Source organism: Erythrobacter sp. (genome assembly GCF_030066995.1).
Classification (GTDB): domain Bacteria; phylum Pseudomonadota; class Alphaproteobacteria; order Sphingomonadales; family Sphingomonadaceae; genus Erythrobacter.
On the sequence record NZ_JASJAP010000003.1, the window covers coordinates 76918 to 101825 of the forward strand.

At 60.9% G+C, this 24908-nt stretch carries 22 protein-coding genes, 1 tRNA gene and 1 pseudogene; 13 read left to right on the plus strand and 11 right to left on the minus strand.

Annotated elements, in window-relative coordinates; all coding sequences use genetic code 11:
* Positions 1-160 precede the first annotated feature (160 nt).
* From QNI87_RS08950 to rbfA, 4 genes and pseudogenes are all read left to right on the plus strand, one after another.
* On the plus strand, positions 161-604 hold the full coding sequence (locus tag QNI87_RS08950; protein WP_300595869.1) for a PaaI family thioesterase: 444 nt from the start codon (positions 161-163) through the stop codon (positions 602-604).
* Between the two features lie 63 nt (positions 605-667).
* Positions 668-886: pseudogene (locus QNI87_RS08955) on the plus strand (type II toxin-antitoxin system RelE/ParE family toxin); the annotation flags it as partial.
* Between the two features lie 7 nt (positions 887-893).
* Positions 894-1271, plus strand: a complete 378-nt coding sequence (locus QNI87_RS08960) for a helix-turn-helix transcriptional regulator (protein WP_300595872.1) — start codon at positions 894-896, stop codon at positions 1269-1271.
* Positions 1271-1675, plus strand: coding sequence for a 30S ribosome-binding factor RbfA (gene rbfA / locus QNI87_RS08965; protein ID WP_300595874.1), 405 nt, complete (start codon positions 1271-1273; stop codon positions 1673-1675). The genes QNI87_RS08960 and rbfA overlap by 1 nt, the downstream gene beginning before the upstream one ends.
* Positions 1676-1990: 315 nt before the next feature.
* Here the strand turns inward: rbfA and QNI87_RS08970 are convergent, their stop codons facing one another.
* The gene (locus QNI87_RS08970; RefSeq protein WP_300595875.1) at positions 1991-2602 is read right to left on the minus strand and encodes a YceI family protein; all 612 of its coding nucleotides are present in this window, start codon (positions 2600-2602) and stop codon (positions 1991-1993) included.
* A gap of 164 nt (positions 2603-2766) precedes the next feature.
* On the opposite strand from QNI87_RS08970, the gene QNI87_RS08975 reads away from it, so the two are divergent.
* Together QNI87_RS08975 and QNI87_RS08980 are read left to right on the plus strand one after the other, a co-directional pair.
* Entirely contained in the window at positions 2767-3360 is a 594-nt protein-coding gene (locus QNI87_RS08975; protein WP_300595876.1) for a thymidine kinase, read from the plus strand.
* Between the two features lie 31 nt (positions 3361-3391).
* A complete protein-coding gene (locus QNI87_RS08980) occupies positions 3392-4075 on the plus strand; it encodes a site-2 protease family protein (protein WP_300595877.1) in 684 nt (227 codons plus the stop codon).
* 7 nt (positions 4076-4082) lie between these two features.
* Here QNI87_RS08980 and glpD read toward each other — a convergent pair whose 3' ends face one another.
* Positions 4083-5582, minus strand: a complete 1500-nt coding sequence (glpD, locus tag QNI87_RS08985) for a glycerol-3-phosphate dehydrogenase (protein ID WP_300595878.1) — start codon at positions 5580-5582, stop codon at positions 4083-4085.
* Between the two features lie 50 nt (positions 5583-5632).
* Between glpD and truB the strand changes: the two genes are divergently transcribed.
* The 3 genes from truB to pnp all read left to right on the plus strand — a co-directional run bounded on the left by truB (position 5633) and on the right by pnp (position 9497).
* A complete protein-coding gene (truB, locus tag QNI87_RS08990) occupies positions 5633-6628 on the plus strand; it encodes a tRNA pseudouridine(55) synthase TruB (protein ID WP_300595879.1) in 996 nt (331 codons plus the stop codon).
* Positions 6629-6640: 12 nt separating this feature from the next.
* Positions 6641-6910: a 30S ribosomal protein S15 gene (rpsO, locus tag QNI87_RS08995; RefSeq protein WP_300595880.1), complete on the plus strand. Its 270-nt coding sequence runs from the start codon at positions 6641-6643 to the stop codon at positions 6908-6910.
* A 289-nt stretch (positions 6911-7199) separates the two neighbouring features.
* Positions 7200-9497, plus strand: a complete 2298-nt coding sequence (gene pnp, locus QNI87_RS09000; RefSeq protein WP_300595881.1) for a polyribonucleotide nucleotidyltransferase — start codon at positions 7200-7202, stop codon at positions 9495-9497.
* 103 nt (positions 9498-9600) lie between these two features.
* Here pnp and QNI87_RS09005 read toward each other — a convergent pair whose 3' ends face one another.
* The 3 genes from QNI87_RS09005 to QNI87_RS09015 form a co-directional block, all read right to left on the minus strand.
* Complete coding sequence (locus QNI87_RS09005; protein ID WP_300595882.1) at positions 9601-10527, minus strand: DUF481 domain-containing protein; 927 nt, start codon at positions 10525-10527, stop codon at positions 9601-9603.
* 1 nt (position 10528) lies between these two features.
* Positions 10529-11056 (minus strand): DUF1993 domain-containing protein, encoded by a 528-nt coding sequence (locus tag QNI87_RS09010; RefSeq protein ID WP_300595883.1) that lies wholly within the window; start codon positions 11054-11056, stop codon positions 10529-10531.
* Positions 11057-11143: 87 nt separating this feature from the next.
* Complete coding sequence (locus QNI87_RS09015) at positions 11144-11857, minus strand: GcrA family cell cycle regulator (protein ID WP_300595884.1); 714 nt, start codon at positions 11855-11857, stop codon at positions 11144-11146.
* A 173-nt stretch (positions 11858-12030) separates the two neighbouring features.
* On the opposite strand from QNI87_RS09015, the gene QNI87_RS09020 reads away from it, so the two are divergent.
* The gene (locus QNI87_RS09020; RefSeq protein WP_300595885.1) at positions 12031-12828 is read left to right on the plus strand and encodes an ABC transporter permease; all 798 of its coding nucleotides are present in this window, start codon (positions 12031-12033) and stop codon (positions 12826-12828) included.
* Positions 12829-12852: 24 nt separating this feature from the next.
* On the opposite strand, the gene hspQ is transcribed toward QNI87_RS09020, so the two are convergent.
* Entirely contained in the window at positions 12853-13233 is a 381-nt protein-coding gene (gene hspQ / locus QNI87_RS09025) for a heat shock protein HspQ (protein WP_300595886.1), read from the minus strand.
* A gap of 208 nt (positions 13234-13441) precedes the next feature.
* Here hspQ and QNI87_RS09030 point away from each other — a divergent pair.
* Positions 13442-13531 (plus strand) — tRNA-Ser (locus tag QNI87_RS09030).
* A 362-nt stretch (positions 13532-13893) separates the two neighbouring features.
* On the opposite strand, the gene QNI87_RS09035 is transcribed toward QNI87_RS09030, so the two are convergent.
* Together QNI87_RS09035 and QNI87_RS09040 are read right to left on the minus strand one after the other, a co-directional pair.
* Positions 13894-16371 carry an FAD-dependent oxidoreductase gene (locus QNI87_RS09035; protein ID WP_300595887.1) on the minus strand — a complete coding sequence of 826 codons (2478 nt, stop codon included), beginning with the start codon at positions 16369-16371 and terminating at the stop codon, positions 13894-13896.
* Complete coding sequence (locus tag QNI87_RS09040; protein ID WP_300595888.1) at positions 16371-17012, minus strand: TetR/AcrR family transcriptional regulator; 642 nt, start codon at positions 17010-17012, stop codon at positions 16371-16373. The genes QNI87_RS09035 and QNI87_RS09040 overlap by 1 nt, the downstream gene beginning before the upstream one ends.
* A gap of 50 nt (positions 17013-17062) precedes the next feature.
* Here QNI87_RS09040 and QNI87_RS09045 point away from each other — a divergent pair, with 50 nt between their 5' ends.
* Positions 17063-17284: a 4Fe-4S binding protein gene (locus QNI87_RS09045; protein ID WP_300595889.1), complete on the plus strand. Its 222-nt coding sequence runs from the start codon at positions 17063-17065 to the stop codon at positions 17282-17284.
* A 351-nt stretch (positions 17285-17635) separates the two neighbouring features.
* Here the strand turns inward: QNI87_RS09045 and QNI87_RS09050 are convergent, their stop codons facing one another.
* The 3 genes from QNI87_RS09050 to QNI87_RS09060 are packed head-to-tail and all read right to left on the minus strand — an operon-like array spanning position 17636 to position 23433.
* Complete coding sequence (locus QNI87_RS09050; RefSeq protein WP_300595890.1) at positions 17636-19048, minus strand: efflux transporter outer membrane subunit; 1413 nt, start codon at positions 19046-19048, stop codon at positions 17636-17638.
* Positions 19049-19050: 2 nt separating this feature from the next.
* A complete protein-coding gene (locus tag QNI87_RS09055) occupies positions 19051-22248 on the minus strand; it encodes a multidrug efflux RND transporter permease subunit (RefSeq protein ID WP_300595891.1) in 3198 nt (1065 codons plus the stop codon).
* A gap of 9 nt (positions 22249-22257) precedes the next feature.
* On the minus strand, positions 22258-23433 hold the full coding sequence (locus QNI87_RS09060) for an efflux RND transporter periplasmic adaptor subunit (RefSeq protein ID WP_300595892.1): 1176 nt from the start codon (positions 23431-23433) through the stop codon (positions 22258-22260).
* Positions 23434-23947: 514 nt separating this feature from the next.
* Here QNI87_RS09060 and QNI87_RS09065 point away from each other — a divergent pair.
* The gene (locus tag QNI87_RS09065) at positions 23948-24658 is read left to right on the plus strand and encodes a Crp/Fnr family transcriptional regulator (RefSeq protein ID WP_300596096.1); all 711 of its coding nucleotides are present in this window, start codon (positions 23948-23950) and stop codon (positions 24656-24658) included.
* Positions 24659-24908: the final 250 nt, after the last annotated feature.

The following is a 24908-nucleotide window of genomic DNA, read 5'->3' on the forward strand; positions in this document are numbered from 1 at the left end:
ATGGGCTGGCCTATGTCGCAGCGGCGGCTTCGATTGCCTTTTACGCTTTCATAGCGTGGGCCGTTCTAGCGCACGTTAAGGAGCAACGTAGCCAGAGCGCGATTTTGGCAAAGATGGCGAGCCTGCTCGAGCGGTCTCTGAAGGACGATTGAGCCAGGTCGTGGATTGGCGTGACCAAATCCAAGAGGGGGCCGACGGCTCCCCTCATTCGAACCTGCTCGGCTCGAAATTTGTGGACTTCGACGAAGCCACCCAAACCGCGACCATGCGCTTCACCGTGCGCAAGGAGATGACAACGTGGCGCGGGGGAGTGCAAGGCGGATTGATCGCGGGCTATCTCGATGATGTGATGGGCTACGCCTTTGTGGCCGCGACGGGCGGCGAGATGGCGCCGCTCAACCTTGAGCTTTCGATGAGCCTTATTCGCCTGGTCCCCGAAGGCGCGGAGATCATCGGCAAGGGCCGGGTGGTGAAGGCCGGACGCCGGGTCGTGTTCCTCGAAGGCGAATTGCTGGCCGAGGACGGGACGATCTACGCCCGCGCAACCTCCACCGCGATCCCCACCGCGCGACCTTCGCCGACCGAGACGGGGATGGGGCTTTGATCGGCTTGACCATTCACTTAGTCCAAATTAGACAAAAGGAGTGAGGTCAAACTTTCCAAATCAGCAAGATTGGCTCTTTTGAAGTCGAACAAGGCCAAGCTGATCCGTGCCAAGATCGAAGCGTTTGCGGAAGATCCGGATGTGACCCATCCCAATGTTACGAAGCTCAAAGGGCGGCCCGAATACCGTTTGAGGGTCCAGGACTGGCGGGTTATCTTTCTTCTCGAAGACAATCTCGCCTTGGTTCGTGACATTGGCCCGCGTGGCTCGATTTATGAATAGGTGATCCATGACTGTGCAAGAAGTTGAAATTGCTGGAAAAAATATGGTGCTACTGACCAAGGCGCAGTATGATCAGCTTGCTGAAGCGGCGGAGAATTATGCTGATATCTGCGCTGCAGTTGCCGCGCAGGAACGGGCTGATGCGGGGGAGGAGTATGTCCCTGCCGAGATGGTAGGCCGCATCCTTGATGGGGAATCCGCCTTGAAGGTCTGGCGCGAGTATCGAGGTCTCACGCAAGAAGAACTCGCTCTAAAGGTGGGAAAACAGGGGTCATGGCTGGCCAAGATGGAAAAAGGAAAACTTAAGGGCGATGTTCAAATTTGGCGCAAGCTTGCTGGTGCCCTCAATGTCGAACTCGACGACATTCTCCCGCTGGAGGATTGATGGCACGCCGACAAGACTTCACCGCCGAACAGCACTCGGTCCGCGTCCTCAAGGTCGGCGAGCGGGTGCGGCATATCCTGTCCGAATTGCTCGCGCGGCAGGAAGTGCATGACGAGGTGGTCAGCGCGTCCAATATCGCGGTCACCGAAGTGCGCATGACGCCCGATCTGCGCCATGCGACGGCCTATGTGAAACCGCTGCTGGGCGCTGGCGAAGACGATGTGGTCCACGCGCTGCGTCAGAACACCGCTTTCCTTCAGCGCGAGGTTGCCAAGCGGCTCGGCCTCAAATTCGCGCCCAAGCTCAAGTTTCGCAAGGATGAGAGCTTTGCCGAAGCCGACCGCATCGAAGCGCTGCTGCGCGATCCCAAGGTCGCGCGCGATTTGGAAGATCCTGACACATAAGTGAGTCCCCGCGCAGGCGGGGACCTCCCGCGCCATCGCACATCTTTGAAGAGGTCCCCGCCTGCGCGGGGACTCACCGCCGGTTCGCAGACCACGATGCTTGCGTTGCTTTCCTACACACCCCAATCAATGGCATTCATGGGGCCGCTCTTTGACAATCGCATCCCCCAAAACCACCCCAAAGGCAGGCGTCCTGTTGGACAAGTGTCAACTTCGCAAAATGACGTCAATAGTCTGAAATTATGTGAAAATAGGAGAATCTTCGCGGGTGACACGGTGTCACCTTTGTCACCTTGCGCAGATCCCGAATGCGCCTCAGGCGGGCTGCATTCGGGCGCTGAGCGTGATCTTGACCTTGTTGCCCACGATCAACTGATAGCTCTTCATCCCGTATTCGCGCCGGTCGATCGTCGTCTTTCCCGTAAAGCGGATCGGCTGGCCCGCAGACGCCTTGAGCGGAGGCGTATCGAATTCGATGGAGAGGGTTGCCGGCTTGGTCACGCCGCGCGCGGTCAACTGCCCTTTGACCTTGCCCTTGGTCGCGCTGGTCAGCTTGAGGGTCTCGCCGACAAAGCGGATCTTTGGATATTTTTCGACCCAGAAGAATTTTTCGCCGCGCAGACGCTCCAGCGTCACGCTGTCAGGCGCTTCCAGCGCGGTGGCATCGAAGGTCACATCGATCCGCGCGGCTTCGGGATCGTCGGGAACGATCTTCACATCGCCTTCCATCTTGGGAAAGCGCGCGGTCTTGCTGGCAAGGCCAAAGAAGGAGACCTTGGCCGAGACGCTGCTGGCGGCCTGGTCGATCGAGTAGCGCAAAGTCTGCGGCGGGGGCGCCGAAACGGGCGCGGCGACCTGCGCGCTGGCGGTGAAGGCCAGCGGGACAAGGGTGGCAATAAGGGCAAGCGTCCAACCTGGAAAACGCATCGTGCAAGTGTCTCCGATGCTCCCTCTACGGCTGAGAGGCGCACTTGGTTTCTTTGGTATCGCGATTTTGACGCGTCTTCACCCCGCCTGGGCGCGAAGTACCCACAGACGAGTGGCGCGTCGGTTTCGACTCAAGCGCGCCGTGCGTTGTAAGTCTGTTCGCCATGGCCAAGCTCTATTTCTACTATTCCAGCATGAACGCGGGCAAATCCTCGAGCCTGCTGCAAGCCGACTTCAACTATCGCGAGCGCGGTATGCACACGATGGTGTGGACCGCCAAGCTCGACACGCGCAGCAATGGGCGGGTGAAGAGCCGGATCGGATTGGAATCGCCCGCGAACCTTTACACCGAGGAGACCGATCTGTTCACGGTCATCGGCGAGGCGCATGAGGAGAGAGCGCTTGATTGCGTGCTGCTCGACGAGGCGCAGTTTCTGACCAAAGCGCAGGTCTGGCAGCTTTCGCGCCTGTGCGACACGCTCAATATTCCGGTGCTCTGCTATGGTCTGAGAACGGATTTTCAGGGCGAGCTGTTCCCCGGCGCGGCGATCTTGCTGGGCATTGCGGACGCATTGGTGGAGCTCAAGGCGGTGTGCTGGTGCGGGCGCAAGGCGACGATGAACCTGCGCGTCGATGGCATGGGGCGACCGGTCAGCGAAGGCGAGCAGACCGAGATCGGCGGTAACGATCGGTATGTGGCGCTGTGCCGGATGCACTTTGCTGCAGCTCTCGGCGGCGATGTTGACGCGGTGGGATAGATTTGAGCCCGCGCATTCCTACATAAGCGGCATGAGTGACACGCTTCTTCTGATCCTTGTTCTGGTCCCCTGCCTTGTTATCGCGATCGTATTCCACGAGGTGGCGCATGGCTACGCGGCAAAGTTGCTCGGCGACACCACTGCGAGCGAGCGCGGGCGGCTGACGCTCAATCCTATCCGTCATGTCGATCCCGTTGGTACGCTCCTCGTGCCCGGCGCGCTGGCGTTGGCGGGCGGGCCTGTGTTCGGCTGGGCCAAGCCCGTGCCGGTGATGAAGTCGCGCTTGCGCAATCCGAGGCTGGGCATGATGGCGGTTGCGGCCGCCGGACCGGGCAGCAACTTTGTCCTCGCGTTCCTGGGCGCGCTGGCGCTGGGCGTGGCGATGATCGTGATGGGGCCGGGCGTCATGGCCGAAGACAATATCGTCGGCCTCGGGCTCACCATGTTCCTTCTCATCAACATCTTCCTGGGGCTCTTCAATCTGCTGCCGATCCCGCCGTTCGATGGCTCGCACATTGTCGGCGGGTTGCTTCCCGTTCATCTGCGGCGCCACTGGGAGCGATTGCAGAGGGTGGGCATTGTGCTGATCCTGGGCGTGATCGCCTATAGCTGGATGTTTGGCACAAGCTGGATTGCGAGCACCCTTCTGCCGCCGGTGGAATGGGCGATGGGTCTGTGTCTGCGTTTCGCCGGATGGATCGCCGGGGCGCCCTAGGACAGGGTCAGGCGAGGGCGCGTTCGCGCTCGAACCAGTCGTCAACGCGCGCCTGTTCTTCGGGTGTCAGATGCAAATAGAGCTTGGACCGGCGCTTGAGAACGTCCGCCGCGCTACGGGCGAATTCGGTTTCGACGAGATAGCGCAGTTCCGCCTCATAAAGGTCTCCGCCAAAATGCACGCCCAGATCGGCGACGCTTTTGGCCCCGGCCAGGACGTCTTTCACGCGGGTGCCATAGGCCCGGAACAGGCGTCTGAGCCCGTGGGGCGGAAACCAGTCGATGCGCATCTGCAATTGGGCGAGTTTGTCTTCGAACCGCTCCACCGGGATGTCGCCTCCCGGCAGGGGTTCATCCGCTGTCCATTGGCGCGATGAGAACATCGGAAGTTTCTCCAGAGCGTGCTCGGCGAGTTTGCGATAGGTCGTGATCTTTCCGCCGAAGATCGAGAGTATCGGCGCAGCCGTGCCATCTTCGCCCCTATCGAGCTCGAACTGGTAGTCGCGCGTGACGGTCGAGTTGCTGCTGGCGTTGTTTTCGTAGAGCGGGCGCACCCCGGCGTAGCTCGCCACGGCCTGGTCCGGCCTAATGTCGCTGCGCAGATATTCGTTGGCGGCGTTGCAGATATAGGCGGCTTCTTCGGCGCTGATATCGATACCGGTCGGATCGCCCTGAAAACCGACATCGGTTGTGCCGACCAGAGTAAAGTCGCGCTCATAGGGGATGGCGAAGATTATCCGGTCGTCCCTGTTCTGGAAGATGTAGCAGTGCTCGCCTTCGTAGAGCTTCGGGAAGATCAGGTGGCTGCCTTTCACAAGGCGCAGATTCGTGTGCGTCTCGCGGGGCAGGGCTTGGCCAAGAACCGCGTCAACCCACGGACCAGCCGCGTTGACGATGGCGCGCGCGGTGATGCGCTCTTCCTGGCCGTCCGCGGTGCGCAGGGTAGCAATCCAGACCTGTTCTCTCCGCTCCAGCCCGACGCACTCGGTGCGCGTGCGAATGTCGGCCCCGCGCTCCTTCGCGTCCAGCGCGTTCAGCACCACCAGCCGGGAATCCTCGACCCAGCAGTCGGAATATTCCCAGCCTCGGATCAGACGGTCTTCGAGGATGGCGCTGTGCGGGGCCTCGCGCAGGTTCACATCGCGCGTGGGTGGCAGCCGCTTGCGCCCTCCGATATGGTCGTAAAGGAACAGCCCGAGGCGCAGCATCCACTTTGGTCTGAGCCCCTTGTCATGCGGCAGAACAAAGCGCAGCGGCCAGATGATGTGAGGGGCAATCGTAAGCAGGCGCTCGCGTTCGATCAGGCTTTCGCGCACCAGCCGGAACTCGAAATGCTCAAGGTAGCGCAGACCCCCATGCACAAGCTTGGTCGATGCGCTTGACGTGGCCTGAGCAAGATCGTCCTTCTCGACAAGGCAGACCGAAAGGCCGCGCCCGGCGGCGTCGCGCGCGATCCCGGCGCCGTTTATCCCGCCGCCGATGACAAGGAGGTCGAAATCGTTTTGCATTGCAGCACGAAGGATTGGCGGTTCCGAGCTGCTTTGGCTAGGGGGCGCGCATGAGCGACCCCAGAAAACCGGCTCCGCACGGATGGATCGTCCTCGACAAGCCGCGCGGACTGGGCTCGACGCAAGCCGTCGGCGCGGTCAAGCGCGTGCTGCGACAGGGCGGTTATGCCAAGACCAAGGTTGGCCATGGCGGCACGCTTGATCCGCTAGCCGAAGGGGTGCTGCCGATCGCGCTGGGCGAGGCGACGAAGCTCGCAGGGCGGATGCTGGATGCGAGCAAGATTTACGAGTTCACGATCCGCTTTGGCGAAGAGACCGACACGCTTGATACCGAAGGGGAGGTGGTCGAGACCAGCCCGGCGCGGCCGACCCTTGCCCAAGTGGAGGCGGTGTTGCTGCAATTCACCGGGCCGATAGAGCAAGTGCCGCCTGCTTACTCGGCGCTGAAAGTGGACGGCGAGCGCGCCTATGATCTGGCGAGGGCTGGGGAGCAGGTGGAGTTGAAGGCGCGAAGCGTGACCGTTCATGATCTAACGATCTGTCATCCCGGCGAAGGCCGGGATCCAGACAACGGTGGCGACAACCACGGATCTCTGATGGACTCCGGCCTTCGCCGGGGTGACAAGGTTAGAGAGTTGACCCTAACCGCCCATGTTTCGAAGGGCACCTACATCCGCTCTCTTGCCCGCGATATCGCGCGCTCTCTTGGCACCCGCGGGCACGTCACCTATCTCAGGCGAACCAAAGCCGGGCCTTTCCTCCAGGAACAGGCGATTTCGCTGGACAAACTGAACGAAATTGCTAATGGCGCGCAATTATCTGACCTACTCCTGCCGTTGGAGGCGGGGCTGGACGACATCCCGGCCCTTTCCCTCTCCCAGACAGACGCGCAGGCGGTCCGACAGGGCCGGGTCTTGTCTGGAATGCCCCAATCCTCTGGGCTCTATTGCGCGATGCTGGACAGCGTGCCGGTCGCGCTGATGGAGATAGTGGACGGGACCGCGAAAGTGGTCAGGGGCTTCAACCTACCCGATGTCGCTGAGTAAGAGAGAAAAACCATGTCGGTATCCGCCGAGCGTAAGCAAGAGATCATCAAGGACAACGCCCAGCAAGACGGCGACACCGGTTCGCCGGAAGTGCAGGTTGCGATCCTCACCGAGCGCATTCGCAACCTCACCGAGCACTTCAAGGACAACCACAAGGACAACCACTCGCGTCGCGGCCTTCTCATGATGGTCAACAAGCGTCGCAACCTGCTCGCCTACCTCAAGAAGAAGGACGTCGAGCGTTACAACGCGCTGATCCAGAAGCTGGGTCTGCGCAAATAAGAGTTTCGGAAGGCGGCCCTGTCTTGGGCCGCTTTTCATATGCATCCCGAGGAAAGTGTTGCGCTTCCCCGCGAAGGCGGGGATCCAGAGCAATAAAGGGATCACCGAGCCAACTGGATCCCCGCCTTCGCGGGGAAGCGGAAGGCGCTAGAATAGGGGTAAGGGCTGCAATTCGGCGGCCTAGCCTTGGGGCACTGTTCTTAAAGCCCCGCAACCGACCGGGCGGGAACACCCGGCAAATGTAGGCCCCGCCGCGCAATAAGGCCCGGTGGGTTCAAAAGGAAAATCCATGTTCGACACGAAAACCGTATCGCTGGAGTGGGGCGGAAAAACCCTCACTCTGGAAACCGGCCGTATTGCCCGTCAAGCCGATGGCGCCGTGCTGGCCACTTATGGCGAAACCGTGGTGCTGTGCGCCGTGACCGCCGCCAAGAGCGTAAAGGAAGGCCAGGACTTCTTCCCGCTCACCGTTCACTACCAGGAAAAATTCTCCGCTGCGGGCCGTATTCCCGGCGGCTTTTTCAAGCGCGAAGGCCGCGCGACCGAGAAGGAAACGCTCACCAGCCGTCTGATCGACCGCCCGGTGCGCCCGCTCTTTCCGGAAGGGTTCTACAACGAAATCAACGTCATCTGCCAGGTTCTGTCCTACGATGGCGAAACCGAGCCAGACATCGTTGCGATGATCGCAGCATCGGCGGCTCTGACCATTTCGGGCGTTCCCTTCATGGGCCCGATCGGCGCAGCGCGCGTCGGCTTCACCAATGACGGCGAATACGTGCTTAACCCCGGCATCACCGATGCTCTGGGCGAAGACGGCAATCTCGACCTTGTGGTCGCCGCTACGCAGGACGCGGTGATGATGGTCGAATCCGAAGCCAAGGAACTGACCGAAGAGCAGATGCTCGGTGCGGTCATGTTTGCGCACGAAGAGAGCCGCAAGGTTATCGGCGCGATCATCGATCTCGCAGAACAGGCGGCCAAGGATCCGTGGGAGCTCGATCCCGTCGACGACAAGGCCGAAACCATGGCCAAGCTGCGCGACGCCATCGGCGCCGATCTCGAAGCGGCCTACAAGCTGACCAACAAGTCGGAGCGTCAGGACGCGGTCAACGCAGCGCGCGAGAAAGCGCGTGAAGCCTTCGCCGACCTCGCCGAGAGCGATCCGGCCGAATATCTTGGCACTTTGAAGCTGGTGAAAAAGCTCGAAAGCGAAATCGTTCGCGGCTCGATCCTCAAGGACGGCACCCGCATCGATGGGCGCAAGCTCGATCAGGTTCGCCCGATCGAAGCGATGGTGGGCCTGCTGCCGCGCACGCACGGTTCGGCGCTGTTCACCCGCGGCGAAACGCAGGCGATCTGCACCACTACGCTCGGCACCAAAGACGCCGAGCAGATGATCGATGGGCTCGAAGGCCTCAGCTACAACAATTTCATGCTGCACTATAACTTCCCGCCCTATTCGGTCGGCGAAGTGGGCCGTTTCGGCTTTACCGGTCGGCGCGAGATTGGCCACGGCAAGCTCGCCTATCGCGCGCTGCACCCGGTGATGCCGGATGTGGAGGAGTTCCCGTACACGATCCGCGTTCTGTCGGACATCACCGAAAGCAACGGCTCGTCCTCGATGGCAACCGTGTGCGGCGGTGCGCTGTCCATGATGGACGCCGGTGTTCCCTTGAAGCGTCCGGTCTCCGGCATCGCAATGGGCCTGATCCTCGAAGGCGAGGACTTTGCGGTTCTCTCCGACATTCTGGGTGACGAAGATCACCTGGGCGACATGGACTTCAAGGTGGCAGGGTCAGAAGAAGGCATCACCAGCCTTCAGATGGACATCAAGGTTGCCGGGATCACCAAGGAGATAATGGAAAAGGCGCTCGAACAGGCGAAGGCTGGCCGCGCGCATATCCTGGGTGAAATGGCGAAGGCCCTGACCGGTGCCCGCACCGAGGTTTCCAAGCACGCTCCGCGTATCGAGACGATGCAGATCGACAAGTCGAAGATCCGCGACGTCATCGGTACAGGCGGCAAGGTCATCCGCGAAATCGTTGCCGAGACCGGCGCCAAGGTCGACATTGACGATGAGGGCGTGATCAAGATCAGCTCTTCGAACGCCGATGAAATCGAAGCCGCGAAGAAGTGGATCGAAGGCATCGTCGAGGAAGCCGAGGTCGGCAAGATCTACACCGGCAAGGTCGTCAACATCGTCGATTTCGGTGCGTTCGTGAACTTCATGGGTGGCAAGGACGGCCTCGTCCACGTCTCCGAAATGAAGAATGAGCGCGTGGAAAAGCCGACCGACGTCGTCTCCGAAGGCCAGGAAGTGAAGGTCAAGGTGCTTGAGATCGACCAGCGCGGCAAGGTCCGCCTGTCGATGCGTGTGGTTGACCAGGAAACCGGCGAAGAGCTGGAAGACACCCGCCCGCCGCGCGAGCCCAGAGGCGATAGGGGCGGTGATAAGGGCGGCCGCGGTGGCCGTGGCGGCGATCGCCGTGGCGGGCGAGGCCGCGGTCCCAAGAGCGGCGGCGACCGCGGCGGACGCGACGGCGGCAATGACGGCCCCGCCGCAATGCCGGACTTCCTGAAGGACTGAGCCCTTTCACCCTTCATAGAAAAAGGCCGCTCGGAGCGATCCGGGCGGCCTTTTTCGTGCTATAATTGCTTTTGCTCTTTCACGCGCAAAATCGACTTCAACCTTAAAAATCGTAAATGATGGTTATGCGGCTGAGCGTATCGGTCTTGACCGCGCCCAGCGGCGGATCGGTGTCGTGCTCGACTGTGTAAGACAGGCGGACCGAGAGAGCGTCGGAAATGCCCGCCTGGAACCCTGTGTCCGATATGAAGGTGCTCGAACCGCTCTGCACAAACGCGCTTGCGTCCTGGGTAAAGGTAATGTTCTTGGCAATGTCCCAATCAAAATCGAGCGCGGCGAGGCCGGCGAGGTTACTGCTGCTCGTGCCATCGACCAGCTCGGTGCGGCGCCAGGCCGGACCGGCTTTGACCGTTAGTGTTGGCCCATCCACGAGAAGATCATAGCCGAGACCGCCCGAGGCCGAATAGCGCGCCGAAAAACCCTGGAAACGGTCGCGTTCGTACTGCGCCAGCGCATATGCGTAGAGCCGATCTGTGATCTTCACGTTGGGCTCGTATGCGGCGAGATACTGTTCGCGCGTGACGGTGCCTTCGGTCTCCTGATAGTCGGCGCGTCCGGACAGTTTGTGACGCCAATTGATGCCCTTGCGCACAAGCGAAAGGCTTGCGGTCAGGCCCGTGTTTTCGGCGTTGCCGGTGGAGTTGAAAGCGCCCAGTTCGCCCTGACCGGACCAGTTCTCGAAGAACCCGGCGGAGCGGATCTCAGCCTCTTTGGCCGCCTCTTCAGCAGCATCGGCGGCCGCCAGATCGGTCTCATAGGCGGCCAGGATCGAGTTGAGCTCGGCGATATCGTCCGGGTTGGTTGTCTTGGCGAGATCGATCACCGCGCGCACGGTGTCCTCGTCGCCAGCCGCAATCGCAGCCTCGATCATGTCGCGCACCGGCCCGGGAAGTTCGGCCAGGGCTGGGGTGGGTAGGGCGAGCGCGCACAGCGCGGCTGTGCTGACCAAAAGGCTCTTGGAACGGTTCACATCAATTCTCGATAGCGCGCGGCGTGTGAAGGAAGGCGCGCTTATTGAGCGGCAATCCCTTCATACGCAGGATGTCGTAGAAAGTGGTCGCGTGAAAGTAGAAGTTCGGCTGGGAGAAGCTCAGAAGAAAGTTGGCGACGGTGAACTCCATCAGTCGCTTTCCGCCCAGTACAAAGAAAACTCGGTTTTCCGCGATCGCCTCGAGAGCGCTCTCATCAACCCCGCCGAGCCCGTCCAGAGCATCGTCCGCCATGGCGCGCATCGCGTCCCAGCTTGCGGGCACGTCGGTGAAATCGGGCGAGAATTCGCCGGTTGGCATAAGATCGAGCGCAAGCTTCGAGTGCACCCAGCACGCGCGAACATGCCAGGGAAGCGACCACATGTCGTCCGCGAGCTTGGCTTCAATGAACTCGGCATCCGCGATTTCGTGTTCGCGCGCGAACCCTTCGGCCTGATCGATCATGGCGCGCACGCCCCCAAGGATTTGCTGGCAGCTTGGTACAAAGGCGGCGTGAAGTGACAACGGCATTATGGTTCTCCCCAAGACTGAAGGCCCAGGAACTGAAACGCTACTGGGCCTTAGGATTGAAGTCTGTCAACGCATTGGCAAGCGTCTTTAACGCACGCGCGGTCCACCGAATGGGAGCGGCGGCGGAGGACGGCGAGCGCCGCGCGGCAATTGGGCCTGATAAGCCCGGCCGCAGTGTTCAACGCAATAGGGAAAGCCTGGATTGACCGGCTTGCCGCAGAAGTGGAAATCGGGCTCGCCCGGGTGACCGATGGGCCATCGGCAGACCTTGTCCGAAAGGTCGAGCAGGCTCGTCTTGTCGGCGATCTCGGGACTCGGCTTGGCGGGGACGAGGCGTCGCGGCGGAGCGGGCGGAATGGGCGCCTGCTGATCGCCCGGGCCTTGGCGCAAAAAGCCTCCGGGACCGACCGAGACGATCTTCGGAAGCACGGAAGACGGGTTCGGCACTGGCTGTGTGGGAATGGCTGCGCTTGCGGTGGGTTTGGCGTCCTGAGCGGGGCTGGAGGAAGCGGCCTTTTCCTTCTTGGGCGAACCTTTGGCTGTGGCCTTGGTCGCGGGATTCGCCGTCTTTTCTGCGCCTTTCCTAGCCGCAGCCGACGCCTTCGACGACGTCTTCTTGGCGGCCTTTTTCTTCTCGTTCGCCTTGACCGGAGACGGGCGGGACTTGAGGCCCAGCCGGTGCGCCTTGCCGATCACCGCGTTGCGGCTGACACCGCCAAGTTCCTCCGCGATCTGGCTGGCTGTCGAGCCGCCTTCCCACATCTTCTTGAGCGTTTCGATCCGCTCGTCCGTCCAGCTCATAGAGTTACTTCCAGTCTTTTCCGATGGGCGTTTCCGGCCCATTCGCCTTGTTTGTCTTGTCACGCTCGCCTAGGCGGCAAGCCATGGTCCAGCAAGCGTCACAATCCCCATCGTCCCGATCGCACGCCGCGTCACGGACAGCTGCCTCCTCGCAAGGTTTCGCTCCCCGCGGCGTGCCTCAGATAGTAGGGATTAATCGCGTTGGCCTCTGGGCGCTCTATATGAAGGAGGTGCGCCGGTTTCTCAAGGTGCAGACCCAGACAATCTGGGCTCCAGCGGTTACGACCTTGCTGTTTCTGGTCATTTTTACGGTCGCGTTGGGGCGTGAGGGGCGCGAAGTGCTCGGTGTGCCCTTCGCCAGCTTCGTTGCGCCCGGACTGATTGTCATGGGCATGATGCAAAACGCGTTTGCCAACTCCTCCTTCTCCTTGCTGTCTGGCAAGATCCAAGGGACGATTATCGATCTCCTGATGCCCCCGCTATCTCCCGGTGAGCTCATGACCGGGATCATCGCGGCAGCGGTGACCAGAGCGGTCGCGGTTGGCTTCACGGTGGCGCTTGCCATGGCGCTCTGGCCAGGCGTGTCGCTTGGGCTCGCGCACCCATGGGCCATCGTTTGGTTTGGCTTGATGGGCGCGGTGATGCTCGCGCTCTTGGGTCTGGCGACGTCGATCTGGGCTGAGAAATTCGATCACAACGCGGCTATCACGAATTTCATCATCGCGCCGCTTTCCCTGCTTTCTGGCACTTTCTACGTGATCGAGAACCTTGCCCCCGCATTCCAGGCGGTGAGCCGCGCGAACCCGTTCTTCTACGTTATTTCGGGTTTTCGGTATGGCTTTCTCGGGCAGAGCGACATTGGGCAAGGGGGCGATGTGCTGTTGGCAGCGATTGGGATCGCGGCGTTCAACGCGCTGATGGCGCTGGGTGTCTATGCTCTCTTGCGCAGCGGTTGGAAGTTAAAGAGCTGAAACACCCATCCCCGAGCGGCGCACCTAGTGCGTCAGCGAGCGGCGCATCCTGTAACGGCCATCGCGAAACCGTTCAAAAAGTTGCGGCAGCGTGGGATGATCCACTGGTCCACTCTCGCCATCGCTCACCAGATTCTGCTGGCTGACATACGCGACGTAGCTGGAATCCTCGTTCTCCGCGAGGAGGTGGTAAAATGGCTGATCGCGGCACGGGCGGATCTCTTCGGGTATCGATTCGTACCATTCTTCGCTGTTCGCAAAGACCGGGTCGATATCAAAGACAACACCGCGAAAATCGAACATCCGATGGCGCACCACATCGCCAATGCCAAAGCGGCTGCGAAGCTGACGCGGGGCGACGATTGTGCGCCCTGCATGGCTCGAGAAGAATTCGGCACGTTCCATAATGCAGAAAATATGGCTCTTTGTAGCCGCAAAACAAGCCACGAGGCCTTCGGGAGACGAGATATGCCCGCCTTTCGCGACCTTTGTGCCACATTGCGACCCTAAAGGGCTTGGCAAAGGCTGTAACCTTGCGCTAACGGGCGCGCTCTCGAGAACCACCAAGCCGCGCCGCCGACCACGCGGCGAGCCTGTTTCTCAGCGAGAATACGGAGAGATGCCGGAGTGGTCGAACGGGGCGGTCTCGAAAACCGTTGTGCTCTCACGAGTACCGAGGGTTCGAATCCCTCTCTCTCCGCCATTTCTCATTAAGTACAAGGGGTTAGTGAGTGCTCCCTGGCCACTTTTGTGCTGGCATTCGCGCGGCATGGCGGAAGGCTTCTAGCGCTTTTTTGCAACTGCCTTCGCGAGTCGCGCTTGATGGACGCGCGAATGGTTATCGCGCGTGGCCTGCGCCCTGATGATTCCACGTCCAAGAGTTGGCTCTGTCCAGCTTTGAGAACGCGCGCTCAGGAGCCGACTGGCGCAGAAATCCACCCAAAAACGATCAGCTCACCAGCATTTGTCCCGTCATACTTCTCGCTCTGCGAATACCGCTATTCAAAGATGACGGTCGCTTATTAACGAAAGCGAGCGGCCTGGCGAACTCCGCCTGTGATTGGTTCAAGGCCTGACCCGTGACCTGTCCACACGACCCATTTCGGGGTGCACGGGCGGAAGTGTAGGATCGTTGAGGCGTCTGCGCCCGTGGCTGGAGAGCCAGTCGATCGCTTCGGATGGATCGACGAAGCGCAAAGCTCCCATCCCGCGCACCGCTCCGCGGCGTTTCTCCTCGCGCTGAATATCGAACCAGGCATTCAAGTCTACCGGCGCCTCGATATCCAGTCCCGGAGCGCCGCGGCGCTCCGTCGCGTCGGCCAGATCAGTCAGCATTGTTGCAGCCACTTCTTCGGCATCGACTTTATTGGTCCCGATGACGCCGATCGGGCCTCGGCGGGCCCAGCCCGACGCGTAAAGGAACGGTTCTGCGGCCCCATCGGCGTTTAGAACGCGGCCTTTCGCGTCCATCGACATTCGTGCTCGCTCGGTATCGAATGGCAGCCCGGCGATCTCAGTGGTCCGAAAACCAATCGCCCGGATCACGCTGCCACATTCCAGGCGCTCGCTTTCACCGGTCATTTCATGCTGCGCGCGTCCATCCTTTTCGACCACGCGCGTGCCGTCGAGAATCAGCGCCTCAACACGCGCGCTGCCTTCAATTCTAGAGGGATTGCGGCGAAACCGAATGCGGATGGGGCGTTTGCTTTGATCGCACGGGGCCGCGGCCCATTGCGCGAAGAGTTCAAGATTGCGTTTACGCCGCCGTTCGGCCTGCGGGTCCGCCAGCGCGAGCGGCAGATCTGCCTCAAGATCGGCCGGGTCGACGATGATCTGAACGCCCGGCATGTCCGACAGTTCGACCAGCTCTTTTGGGGTAAAGCTGGTCTGGGACGGACCGGAGCGACCGATCATCTCGACTTCCTCGATATCGGAGGACGCGAAGCGAGCAGCCGCCTCGGGCATCATGTCGGTCAGGATGAGTTTGTGCGGATCGCTAACGAGCATCCGCGCTGTATCGAGCGCGACATTACCATGGCCGATGATCGCAACCCTCTTCCCAATACGTGGGTCGAGATCGTAGAAATCTGGATGCGCATTGTACCAGCGAACCAGATCGGGTGCGGCAAAGCTTCCGGGAAGATCCTCTCCAGGAATGCCGAGCCTGCGATTGGCAGGGGCTCCGGTTGAGAGACACACCGCGTCATAAAGTCCGCGCAACTCCGATGCCTCGACATCCTTGCCGATCTCGACACCCCCCAGGAAGCGTATTCGCGGGTGTTCAAGCATCCGATCATACGTAAAGCCTTTGGCGCGAACCTCTGGGTGATCGGGCGCGACACCGTAACGCACCAGGCCATGAGGGAAGGGAAGCCGCTCAATCATGTCGATCCGCGCGGTCGGATCGCGTTCCAGCACGGACTTGGCGACATAGAACCCGGCTGGACCGGCGCCGACTACGGCGATGCGCGGCCCTTCGATAGTGGCGTTTGCGGTGGCTGTCTCGGCGATGGTTGATGTAGGCCTGGTTCGAACAGGGTTAGCGAGGCCAGCCTCATAGCTCTTGCGCACGACATCGTAGCCTTTCTCACTGAACGGGCACACCTTGACGCAGATCGCACAGCCCCAATTGCGCCCGAAATAGTCGCGGCAAGCCGTTGCCCGAATTGAGCGTTTGAACCCGTTTGCCTTCGGCTTGGGGCTGGCTTCAATTGCACCAGGCGGGCAGCTGCGCACACATCGGCGGCAATTGGCGCAGACATCGCGCACCCATAGGTGAGGATTTTCGGCTTTGGGCAGGTTGTCGATGCCGACATAGATGGTGCTGACGCGCATCCTCGCACCGGCATTAGGGCCGATCAGGAGGCCGTGATACCCGATTGCTCCGATCCCGGCAGCCTCGGCCATCGCCGGATAATCGGTCTGCCCGCCCATAGCTGTGCCCGGATAGGCGGCAATGCCGCGTTCGCGAAGCCATTCACTCGTCTCATTCGCGATCTTGCCCAGCGCACAATAGCCGTCGACAACTTCTGTGAAAGCCCGGCCAGAGGGCGCGGTCTCCATTGCCGCCTGTTCCATCTCGACCGTGAAGACTATCGCATGACGCTCAGGCAGTGCCATACCCTTGAACACTAACTTCGGATCGACTTCTGGATAGAACCCGATATCGAGCGCGCCCCTCTCTTTCATAAAGGCGATCAGTCCCTCGCGTTCCTCCTCCGACAAGGTTCGGCGAGAAGGCTGGAAGGTCTCTTCAAACAGGCGGCTGCCGCGCTTCATCTCGCGCGGTAGTCTTGGCATCTTCGTGATGAGTGAAAACAATCGGCGCCAGCCGATATGGGCAAGCGCGGTTTGATCGAAGGGGATGTGGTTGGTGAAGGGCGTGCTTGGCAGAGAATCAGGGTGCGCTGGTAGCGGGTCCGAGCCGATGCCCGGATGATCCTCGGCCCTTTCGATCATATCCAGCATCGTATGCTGGGGAGCGGCTATCGGATAACCCAGCTTCTTGCCAATTGCCATAATGATTTCAATCGGTCCGGGCATTACGCGTCTCCCAGATGAATTTGACACCAACGCAGCGCCAGGCCTGCGAACGCTTCCGGAGCAGACTCGTCCCAGGCTTGCGCCTCGCTGGGCAGTGTTGCCACCAAGAACAGCACACCTTCGAAAAAGCTGCATGCCGCAGCGAAACCGTCCGTGCGCAATCGCCCGCTATCCTCCAGCCAGTCAGCGAACCGGCTGCGCGCGTTTGTGAGCACGCTGAGCCCCGTCTCGCGAAAGTCCTGTGTGCGAGGGTCGCGTGAGAGCATGATAGAGCAAAAGGCCCAGCCCGGCGTGCCCGGCCGCAGGCGTTTGGAGGCCGCTTCAGTCAGGCTTTGAAGCGTCGCGGCCAAGTTGTTGCTTGCCGGCTTTTCGAGCACTTCTAACAGGCTTGAGAGCAAGGTCTCGCGCGAGAGTGCCGCCGCCTCCAAAAGGCCCGCCTTGCTCTTGAAATAGTGAAAGATGAGAGCTTCGGAAACGCCCACACGTTGTGCAAGGTCGCGGGTCGATACACCGGCGACGCCACGCTCCATTATCATCGCGAGAGTCGCCTCGATAAGAAGCTGACGCCGCCCCGTTGGTGCCGCTTCGGCGCCGACCGTATCGTCGCCTGCGGAAGTTCGCCGGGCGGTTGCTTTTCGCATTGGTCCTGTATACTGAGTAAGTACTCAAACAGCAAGCGCGGCGTGGTCCAATGACCCACCTGATCGGAGAACCCTGTCTTGGCGTGAAAGACGCATCCTGCACCACCGTCTGCCCGGTTTCATGCATCCACGATGTGGGAGACCGCTTCGCTATCGACGCGGAGGTGTGTATCGATTGCGGCGCCTGTGTCGTCGTTTGCCCGGTGAGCGCGATCTTGCCGGCGGCGGATCAACCTTCCGAATGGCGCAATACGCCGACCAAGCTTGATTGAACTGCGAACAAGGTGCGAAGAGCAGCTCAATGGCGATTTGCATCCACATCCACAAACGTCCGCTACCTCGGCTTGTCGCGGCTGCCGCTCAGCCGACTTGTCAGATCGACTGGACCTGATTGACGGACAAGGCGGCGTGGATAGGGCGGGCCACTGCCAAGTGGAAATGGGTTTGCGTCAGACAGACAGCACCGCCACCTGCTCGCCACGTGTCTCTGGTACTATTCGACCTGCGCAAGCGAAGGCAGGCGCAACTCTTTGGCCATCTCTTGCGCTCCTCTCGGTGGGAGTGCTGAGGCTGGCCGTACTTGATTGACGCGCCCTTCGTGCAAGCTGTGTTCGGGCCGTTGTTTAGAGCGCGGCTTCCGGTCCATCCCATCCCCCTCCCAAGGCTCGATAGAGGTCGGTGAACGCCAGATCCCTTTGCAACCTTGCCCGCGCGATCGCCAGCTCGGTCGAAAGGACCAGACGCTGCGCGTCAAGCACGGAAAGATAGCTGACCACACCGCTTCGAAAGCGCAAATCTTGCAGGAACAAGGTCCGCTGCGCAGCGGTGAGCTGGACGGTGAGAGGATCAAGCTGCTCTTCGGCTGCCGTGTAGGCGTAAACGGCAGAATTGACCTCGAAAAGCGCGGTTTGGATCGTCTGACGATAGACGATCAGAGCCTGACGCGTTTGCGCTTCGGCCACCCGCACATTGCCGAGATCGCGACCGAAGTTCAGGATGGGAAGCTGGACATTCGGGCCCCAGCTGTTGAGCGCCGAGGATCGGCCACCTTCGAAAAGCGAACCGATATCGGTCGATGTCCGGCCCAGCAGCCCCGTCAGGCCTATCGTCGGGAACGGGAAGCGGTTGGCGATCGCAACCCCTTCATTGGCGGTGGCTGCCACCAGTTCCTGTTCGGCGAAGATCACGTCAGGACGGCGGGCGAGCAGGTCGCTCGGCACGCCAACGGGCAGCGCATAAGCCCCTATACCTTGCGCTTGGCGAACCGGGTCGAACGGCGTGAGGTCGATTTCGGACGGATACCGCCCCAACAGCACGGTGAGCAGGTTTTCGGTGACGAGCCGTGTCTGCACGGTTTGCGGCAGGAGCGCGCGGGTTCCGGCCAGTTGTGCGGTGGCCTGCTGCACTTCGCTATCAGAGACGATCCCCTGCCCGTTGAGTTTGAGCACAAGCTCAAGCGCCTCTTCCTGCAACTCGATATTGCGGGCGATAATCGACTCTTCAGCTTGCAACTCGCGCAAAGTCAGCCAAGTCGCGGCGGTTTGCTGCACGATGGAAGTCACCACCGCGTTCTTGCCCGCTTCGCTCGCCAGCAATTGCGCCCGTGCAGCTTCGTTCTGGCGGCGGATCTTGCCGAACAGGTCGACTTCCCAATTGAGCAGCAAACCCAGCGTAAAGGCGCCATCGTTGCTGTTGCTTTGCGGCGTGGCTGCCGTAGTCAGCGCCCCGTCGACCCTGGGAAAGAACAGGCTGCGCGAAACCAGCAGACGCGCACGCGCTTCCTCTATCCGTGCAAAGGCCAGCTGCAGATCGAGATTACTCGCCAGCGCCTCCTCGATGAGCGGGCGCAGCTCGGGGTCGTCGAACACGTCAAACCATGGGACGTTGGCGGCGGTTTGCGCTTCGCTTGGCGTCAGGGTGACAGCGCTGCGATCGGGCAGGCCGAGTTCGGGCCGGTCATAATCGCGCCCCACGATTGTGCACGCGCTCAGCGAGAGAGCGGCGGCGGCTATCCCCAATAGGGTACTCCAGCGCATGATCATGCTGGCGCTCCAACGGGCTGCGTGCCTGCGGACGGTGTCTCTGCAGGGGGCAAAGTTGGCGAGGTGGTGTTGCCCTTCTTCTTGCCCGTCATCTTTTCCGTGATGCTTTGCACGATTACATAGAGCGCAGGCACCGACAGCACCGCCAGCACCGTTGCGACGAGCATGCCGCCAAACACCACTGTGCCCACCGATTGCTTGGACGCCGCGCCAGCGCCGGAAGCGATGAGGAGCGGAATGACGCCCATGATGAATGCGAACGATGTCATCAGGATCGGGCGCAGGCGCTGTTTGGCGGCTTCCTTCGCGGCTTGCGCGATACCCATGCCCTCTTCGTGAAACTGCTTGGCGAACTCAACGATCAGGATCGCGTTCTTGGCCGACAAGCCGACCAAAGTGACAACGCCAATCTGGCCATACACGTTGAAATCGAGGCCGCGCAGTTGGAGCGCGATCAACGCACCGAGCACGCCGAAGGGCACGCCCAGCAACACCGCGACCGGGATCGACCAGCTTTCATAAAGCGCGGCGAGGAACAGGAAGACAACAAGCACGGACAGCGCCATCACGACCGTTGCGGCGTTGCCGGTCTCCACTTCCTCTTTGGTCACGCCCGCCCATTCATAGCCATATCCCGCTGGAAGGTGCTGGGCGGCGGTGCGTTCAAGCGCAGCAACAGCGTCGCCCGACGAATAGCCGGGCGCCGGAGCGCCATTAAGGTCGGCCGAGCCATAGAGATTGAAACGCGCCGTAAAGCGCGGCGCGGCCGATTTGCTGATCGAGACCACGCTGCTTAGCGGCACCATTTGTCCGGTCGTTCGGCTGCGCACGTTGACGAGCGCGAGTCCAGAGATGTCCTCTCGGTAGTTTCCGTCAGACTGGACCATCACCTTGTAATTCTTGCCATACCGGGTGAAGTCATTGACCTGAGATCCACCGAGCAGGATTTGCAGCGTCTGGTAGACATCGGTGAGCGCAAGGCCGAGTGCCTTTGCGCGTTCGCGGTCGATCTCCAACTGGAAGTTGGGCGTGCCTGCGCTGAAGGTTGTCGAGATACGCCCGATTTCAGGCTGCTTGCTCGCTTCGGCGATGAAATCACGTGTCACATCGGCCAGTTCGCGAGCTGACTGACCCTCACGCGCTTGCAGCATCATCGAAAAACCCGAAGACGCTCCGAAGCCGGGAAGCGCGGGCGGACCAAAACCAAAAATCTGCGCTTCAGGTGTTACAAAGCCCATTTTGTTGGCTTGCATGATGATCGCTTCAGCCGAGGTCGCTGCGTCGCGCTCGCCCCATGGATGCAGCTTTACGATCATGAGGCCAGCGCTGGACGCAGCGGTGCCCGAAAGCACGTCGTAGCCGGTGATCGACATTATCGACTCAACGCCCTCCAACTTTCCAAGCTTTCCGGAAAAGTCTCGCAGAACCTGCGCTGTGCGCTGGCTGTTCGCGGCGTCCGGCAACATCGCCTGGACGAAGAAAGATCCGGTGTCCTCATCGGGGACAAAGCCTGTGGGCGTGACCCGGAACAGCAGCGCGACCGCGAACAAGACTATGGTTAGAAACACCGCGACGCGTTTGAGGCTTCCGGTCGTCATCCCGATGAACGCGCCATAGCGCTGGGTCAGGCGGTCAAATCCAGCGTTGAAGCGGTCGAAGAAGCGCGTGAGGATACTGCCGGATCCGCCTTCAGACTTTGGCTTGAGCAACATCGCGCACAGCGCCGGCGTCAAGGTGAGCGCGATCAGCGCGGAGAACATTGTGGAAACTGCAATCGTCAGCGCGAATTGCTGATACAATTGGCCGCTGACGCCAGGGACGAAGGCCATCGGCACAAACACCGCGGAGAGCACAAGCGCGATGGCGACGACGGGGCCGGAAACCTCGTCCATCGCCGCGCGGGTCGCCTCTTTGGGGCTCAATCCCTTGTGCTCCATCTTGTGTTCAACCATCTCGACCACAACGATCGCATCATCGACCACGATGCCGATAGCGAGCACCATTCCGAACAAGGACAGCGTGTTGATCGAAAAGCCGAGCGCCTGATACGCGATCAGCGTCGCTAGCAAGGACACCGGAACGGCAAGCATCGGAATCAGCGTCGCGCGCCAGCTTTGCAGGAAGAGGAACACCACGAGCAGAACGAGAATCACAGCATCGCGCAGGGTGTGGCCGACCTCCGCGATCGATTCCTCGACGAACTCCGAGGAATCGTAGACGATCTCGTAGTCAAAGTCGGGCGGGAAGCTCTCTTTCATTTCCCCAAGGCGGGTCTTCAGCTCTTCGGCCGTCGTCATGGCGTTGGCGCCAGGCGATAACGCGATGCCCACAGCGGCCGCCGGCTTGCCATTGAGGGAGGCTTCCTGCGCGTATCCTTTGGCGCCCAACTCGACCCGCGCGACATCCCCGACACGCACCTGCGAGCCATCGGCGCCGCTGCGTAGGACGATGTTTTCAAACTCGCCAACCTGCGCGATCCGGCCCTGCAATTCGAGCGAGTATTCAAAACCGCTCGCGGTCTGATTTGGCGGTTGTCCCACCGCCCCGGGAGCCGCCTGAGCGTTCTGTTCGCGCACAGCGGCCACAACATCCATCGGCGAAAGACCCAGCGCTGCCAGGCGATCAGGTTTCAGCCAGATGCGCATGGCGAAGGGCGCGCCGAACACCGAGACGTCACCCACGCCTTGAACGCGCTTGAGCTCATCGACGATGATGTTGTCGAGATAGTTCGAGATGAACGTGCGATCGTACGCATCGGCGGTCGAATAGAACGCTGCGTACATCAAGGTGTCCGAGGAGGCCTTGCGCACAGTCACGCCGATATCGTTCACCGTTGCGGGCAATTGCGGCGAAACCTGCGTAACCCGGTTCTGCGTCTCGACTGCGGCGATATCGGCGTCGGTTTCAAGGCTGAATTGCACCGTGATGATCGAGCTTCCATCGGAGCCGGAAACAGCGCGGATCGATTCCATGCCGGTAACGCCGTTGATCTGCGAATCGAGCGGTGCGGTAACGCCTTCCTCGACCACCTTTGCGCTCGCGCCGGGATAGACCGAGGTAATCTTGACTGTCGGCGGTGTAATCTCGGGATATTGCGCGACCGGAAGCGCTAACAGCGACAAGTAACCCGCTAGTGAGAGGAATAAAGCGATGACGATCGCGAAAACCGGGCGAACGATAAAGATGCGAGCCATGATCTGCGCCTATTCCGCTTCTTGGGTCGAAGGGGCGCTCGCTTCGGGCCTGGCCGCTCCATCCGGAGCCGAGCCAAGGGGAGGGAGCGGTTGCACCGCGCTGCCCTGGCGCACCTTGCTCAAGCCCTCGACGATGACGGTCTCACCGGGGGAAAGACCGTCCTCGATAATCCATTCGCCACCCGCCTGGACCCCGACCTTGACCTGGCGTTGCTCAACGAGGTTGTCTTCGCCGACCACCATCACGAAGTAGGAACCGAACTGTTCGATGACCGCGCGATCAGGCACGCTGAGAGCGTCGCGTTTGATCCGAACCTGGATTTGCACGCGGCCAAACTGGCCTGGGCGCACTTGCTGCCCTGGATTTGGGAAGACCGCGCGCAGACTGTAACTACCTGTGAGCGGATCGATCGCGCGGTCTGCAAAGTCTATCGTTCCAGTCTGCGGCAAGATCGTCCCATCGGAAAGGACCAGCTTTACTCCTGATTGAGCGCCGGCTCGTTCTTCGGGTGGGAGCGAGTTGAAGCGCAGGACTTCATCCTCGCTCGGGCTGAAATAGACCTCTATCTCATCCGAATTGGAAATCCGCGCCAGTTCCACCTGACCCGGCGCAACCAGTTGTCCAACGCTAACCGATGCCTTACCGATCCGCCCGCTTATCGGTGCACGCACCTGACTGTAGGACAGCGCGATCTCCGTGTTGCGCAAGCTCGCCCTGGCGGCATCCACCTGGGCCGCGTTCGCCTTCGCGGTCGACACCGCGTTGTCGTAAATCTGTCGTGCAATCGCGTCCTCCGCGACCAGCGGTTCATAGCGGGCGACATCATCGTTGGCCCGCGCGGACTGCGCCAGCGCCGAGGCCAGTTGCGCGCGCGCCACGTCGCGCGCGGCGACGTATTCCTGCGCATCAATGGTGAAGAGAACCTGCCCCTGTTTCACAAGCGCGCCTTCGCGAAACCGCTGGCTGACCACGGTTCCGGCCACGCGTGGGAACACCGCAACTTCGTCTTGCGCGCGAATTTCTCCGATATACTCGGTCGAAAGCGGCTTGTCCTGCGCTTCGACCTTGTAGACGCGCACTGGCACGGGTGGCGGCTCAACAGGCTCGGGGTCGGAGCAGGCCGAAAGTAGCAGCAAACTCAGCGCGGCGCCCAGCGTGGAGCGGCTCAAAGCGTGTTTCATCATCCCGATCCCAACTTCGAGCGCGCCGCCGCACGCTTCGAGTTATCCTTGACCTATTCCACGGCTGCTCAGGCCCACTCGTCTTCGAACATAAGCGCACCCGTCCGGGCAACTAACAGCATGTGCGAGAACAAAGGGCCGCCGACAGCCGGTTCGTGCTTGTAGACTGGAGCTCAAACTGGACGGATTCGCCAATATTTGATCTCCATCTTCGCGAATACGGAGCGAAACGAGCGTGATTGCCGAAAATTTGGCAATTCGATCAGAATCCCTTTTGCAGAGCCAAGACGTCTCGCGCCTCGTCCTCGACCCATCACCACGGCTCTCTCGCTCCGGTGAACTCAAAGCCCTTGCATCCCTGATCGTCTGGCAAGTCATAGGCCTCGAAGCGGACCCTCAGTGAGCTTGCGAGACTGGTGCGTCATCCTTTCCTTAGCCCGTGGGAACGCCGCGTTCGAGCGACGGATGGTGGTTGTTCGGTGGTGCACGCGTCTTTTCTTGGTATCTTGCCGTGGCGATGACGAAGGACGAAGCGGGCGAACTCATGAAGCGTGGCAACTGGCTTGCTACGCTCCCCGGCAACCTGGCGGACGAATTGGTGGCGAGCGCGATGATCATGCGGGCCGAGCCAGGACAGCTCGTTTACCGACTGGGCGATTCGCCGGGCGGGCTCTACGGCGTCGTCACCGGCTCGGTCAGGGTAGAAATCGAGACGCCGCGCGACAGCAGCAAGTTGATCGGCATATTGCAGCGCGGGGCGTGGATGGGGCACCGGCCTTCTTTCCTCGGGAAGACCCACCGGACGGCAACCTTGCGGGCCGTTGGTGACTGCGTCTTGTTGAATGTGTCGCTCGCATCGGTTCGCGAACTCTTGAGCCGCGGGCCGGATTGGGCGCTGGCGTTGGCCTCGCTAATGGACTGGTACGTACGAATTGCCGAGGTAGCCATCAGCGATCTGATGATCCCGGAGCTGCGCCAACGTGTTGCCGCCACGCTTCTGCGCATGGCCAACTATCCCTTTGGCCTCCCCGGCGATGGTGGGTGGCTTGTGCCTCTGACCCAGTCCGACCTGGCCGAAGTCGCCAACTGTTCGCGCGACAACATTCGCCTCGCCATGGCGGATTTTCGAGCAAGAGGATGGGTTGAGAACAAGTACCGCTCGATCCGGGTGCTGGAGCCCAAGGCCTTGCGCGAATTTGCCTATGAGGAAAGCGGCGATCCGGCTTAAGTCTAGGCTGTCTCGCCGTCGGTACTCAGATCCCGCACTCAATTGTTCGGCCATACTGCGCAGCCAGAGGCGGAAGAACGCAGCGCATGGGCTGCGCGGGACGTGTCGGCTTTTGCCTGCAATGCGATACCGGAGGCTGCTTCCGATCCGCGCAAGAGGGAAGCTGCTAATCGCAAAGATCGAAGTGCGTGACACGAGAAGAACGCGAGCATACGCTCACAGACCAGGGGCACGATCGCCAAACAGGGGA

Bases quoted from the DNA above. Each gene is read 5' to 3' on its own strand.
- QNI87_RS08980 (WP_300595877.1), top strand. From the start codon at position 3,392: ATGAGTGACACGCTTCTTCTGATCCTTGTTCTGGTCCCCTGCCTTGTT.
- QNI87_RS09050 (WP_300595890.1), bottom strand. From the start codon at position 19,048: ATGCGCTGGAGTACCCTATTGGGGATAGCCGCCGCCGCTCTCTCGCTG.
- glpD (WP_300595878.1), bottom strand. From the start codon at position 5,582: ATGCAAAACGATTTCGACCTCCTTGTCATCGGCGGCGGGATAAACGGC.
- hspQ (WP_300595886.1), bottom strand. From the start codon at position 13,233: ATGGAACGTGCCGAATTCTTCTCGAGCCATGCAGGGCGCACAATCGTC.
- rbfA (WP_300595874.1), top strand. From the start codon at position 1,271: ATGGCACGCCGACAAGACTTCACCGCCGAACAGCACTCGGTCCGCGTC.
- QNI87_RS09045 (WP_300595889.1), top strand. From the start codon at position 17,063: ATGACCCACCTGATCGGAGAACCCTGTCTTGGCGTGAAAGACGCATCC.
- QNI87_RS09010 (WP_300595883.1), bottom strand. From the start codon at position 11,056: ATGCCGTTGTCACTTCACGCCGCCTTTGTACCAAGCTGCCAGCAAATC.
- QNI87_RS09055 (WP_300595891.1), bottom strand. From the start codon at position 22,248: ATGGCTCGCATCTTTATCGTTCGCCCGGTTTTCGCGATCGTCATCGCT.
- QNI87_RS09065 (WP_300596096.1), top strand. From the start codon at position 23,948: ATGACGAAGGACGAAGCGGGCGAACTCATGAAGCGTGGCAACTGGCTT.
- QNI87_RS08970 (WP_300595875.1), bottom strand. From the start codon at position 2,602: ATGCGTTTTCCAGGTTGGACGCTTGCCCTTATTGCCACCCTTGTCCCG.
- QNI87_RS09060 (WP_300595892.1), bottom strand. From the start codon at position 23,433: ATGATGAAACACGCTTTGAGCCGCTCCACGCTGGGCGCCGCGCTGAGT.
- QNI87_RS08975 (WP_300595876.1), top strand. From the start codon at position 2,767: ATGGCCAAGCTCTATTTCTACTATTCCAGCATGAACGCGGGCAAATCC.
- truB (WP_300595879.1), top strand. From the start codon at position 5,633: ATGAGCGACCCCAGAAAACCGGCTCCGCACGGATGGATCGTCCTCGAC.
- pnp (WP_300595881.1), top strand. From the start codon at position 7,200: ATGTTCGACACGAAAACCGTATCGCTGGAGTGGGGCGGAAAAACCCTC.
- QNI87_RS09040 (WP_300595888.1), bottom strand. From the start codon at position 17,012: ATGCGAAAAGCAACCGCCCGGCGAACTTCCGCAGGCGACGATACGGTC.
- QNI87_RS09035 (WP_300595887.1), bottom strand. From the start codon at position 16,371: ATGCCCGGACCGATTGAAATCATTATGGCAATTGGCAAGAAGCTGGGT.
- rpsO (WP_300595880.1), top strand. From the start codon at position 6,641: ATGTCGGTATCCGCCGAGCGTAAGCAAGAGATCATCAAGGACAACGCC.
- QNI87_RS09015 (WP_300595884.1), bottom strand. From the start codon at position 11,857: ATGAGCTGGACGGACGAGCGGATCGAAACGCTCAAGAAGATGTGGGAA.
- QNI87_RS08960 (WP_300595872.1), top strand. From the start codon at position 894: ATGACTGTGCAAGAAGTTGAAATTGCTGGAAAAAATATGGTGCTACTG.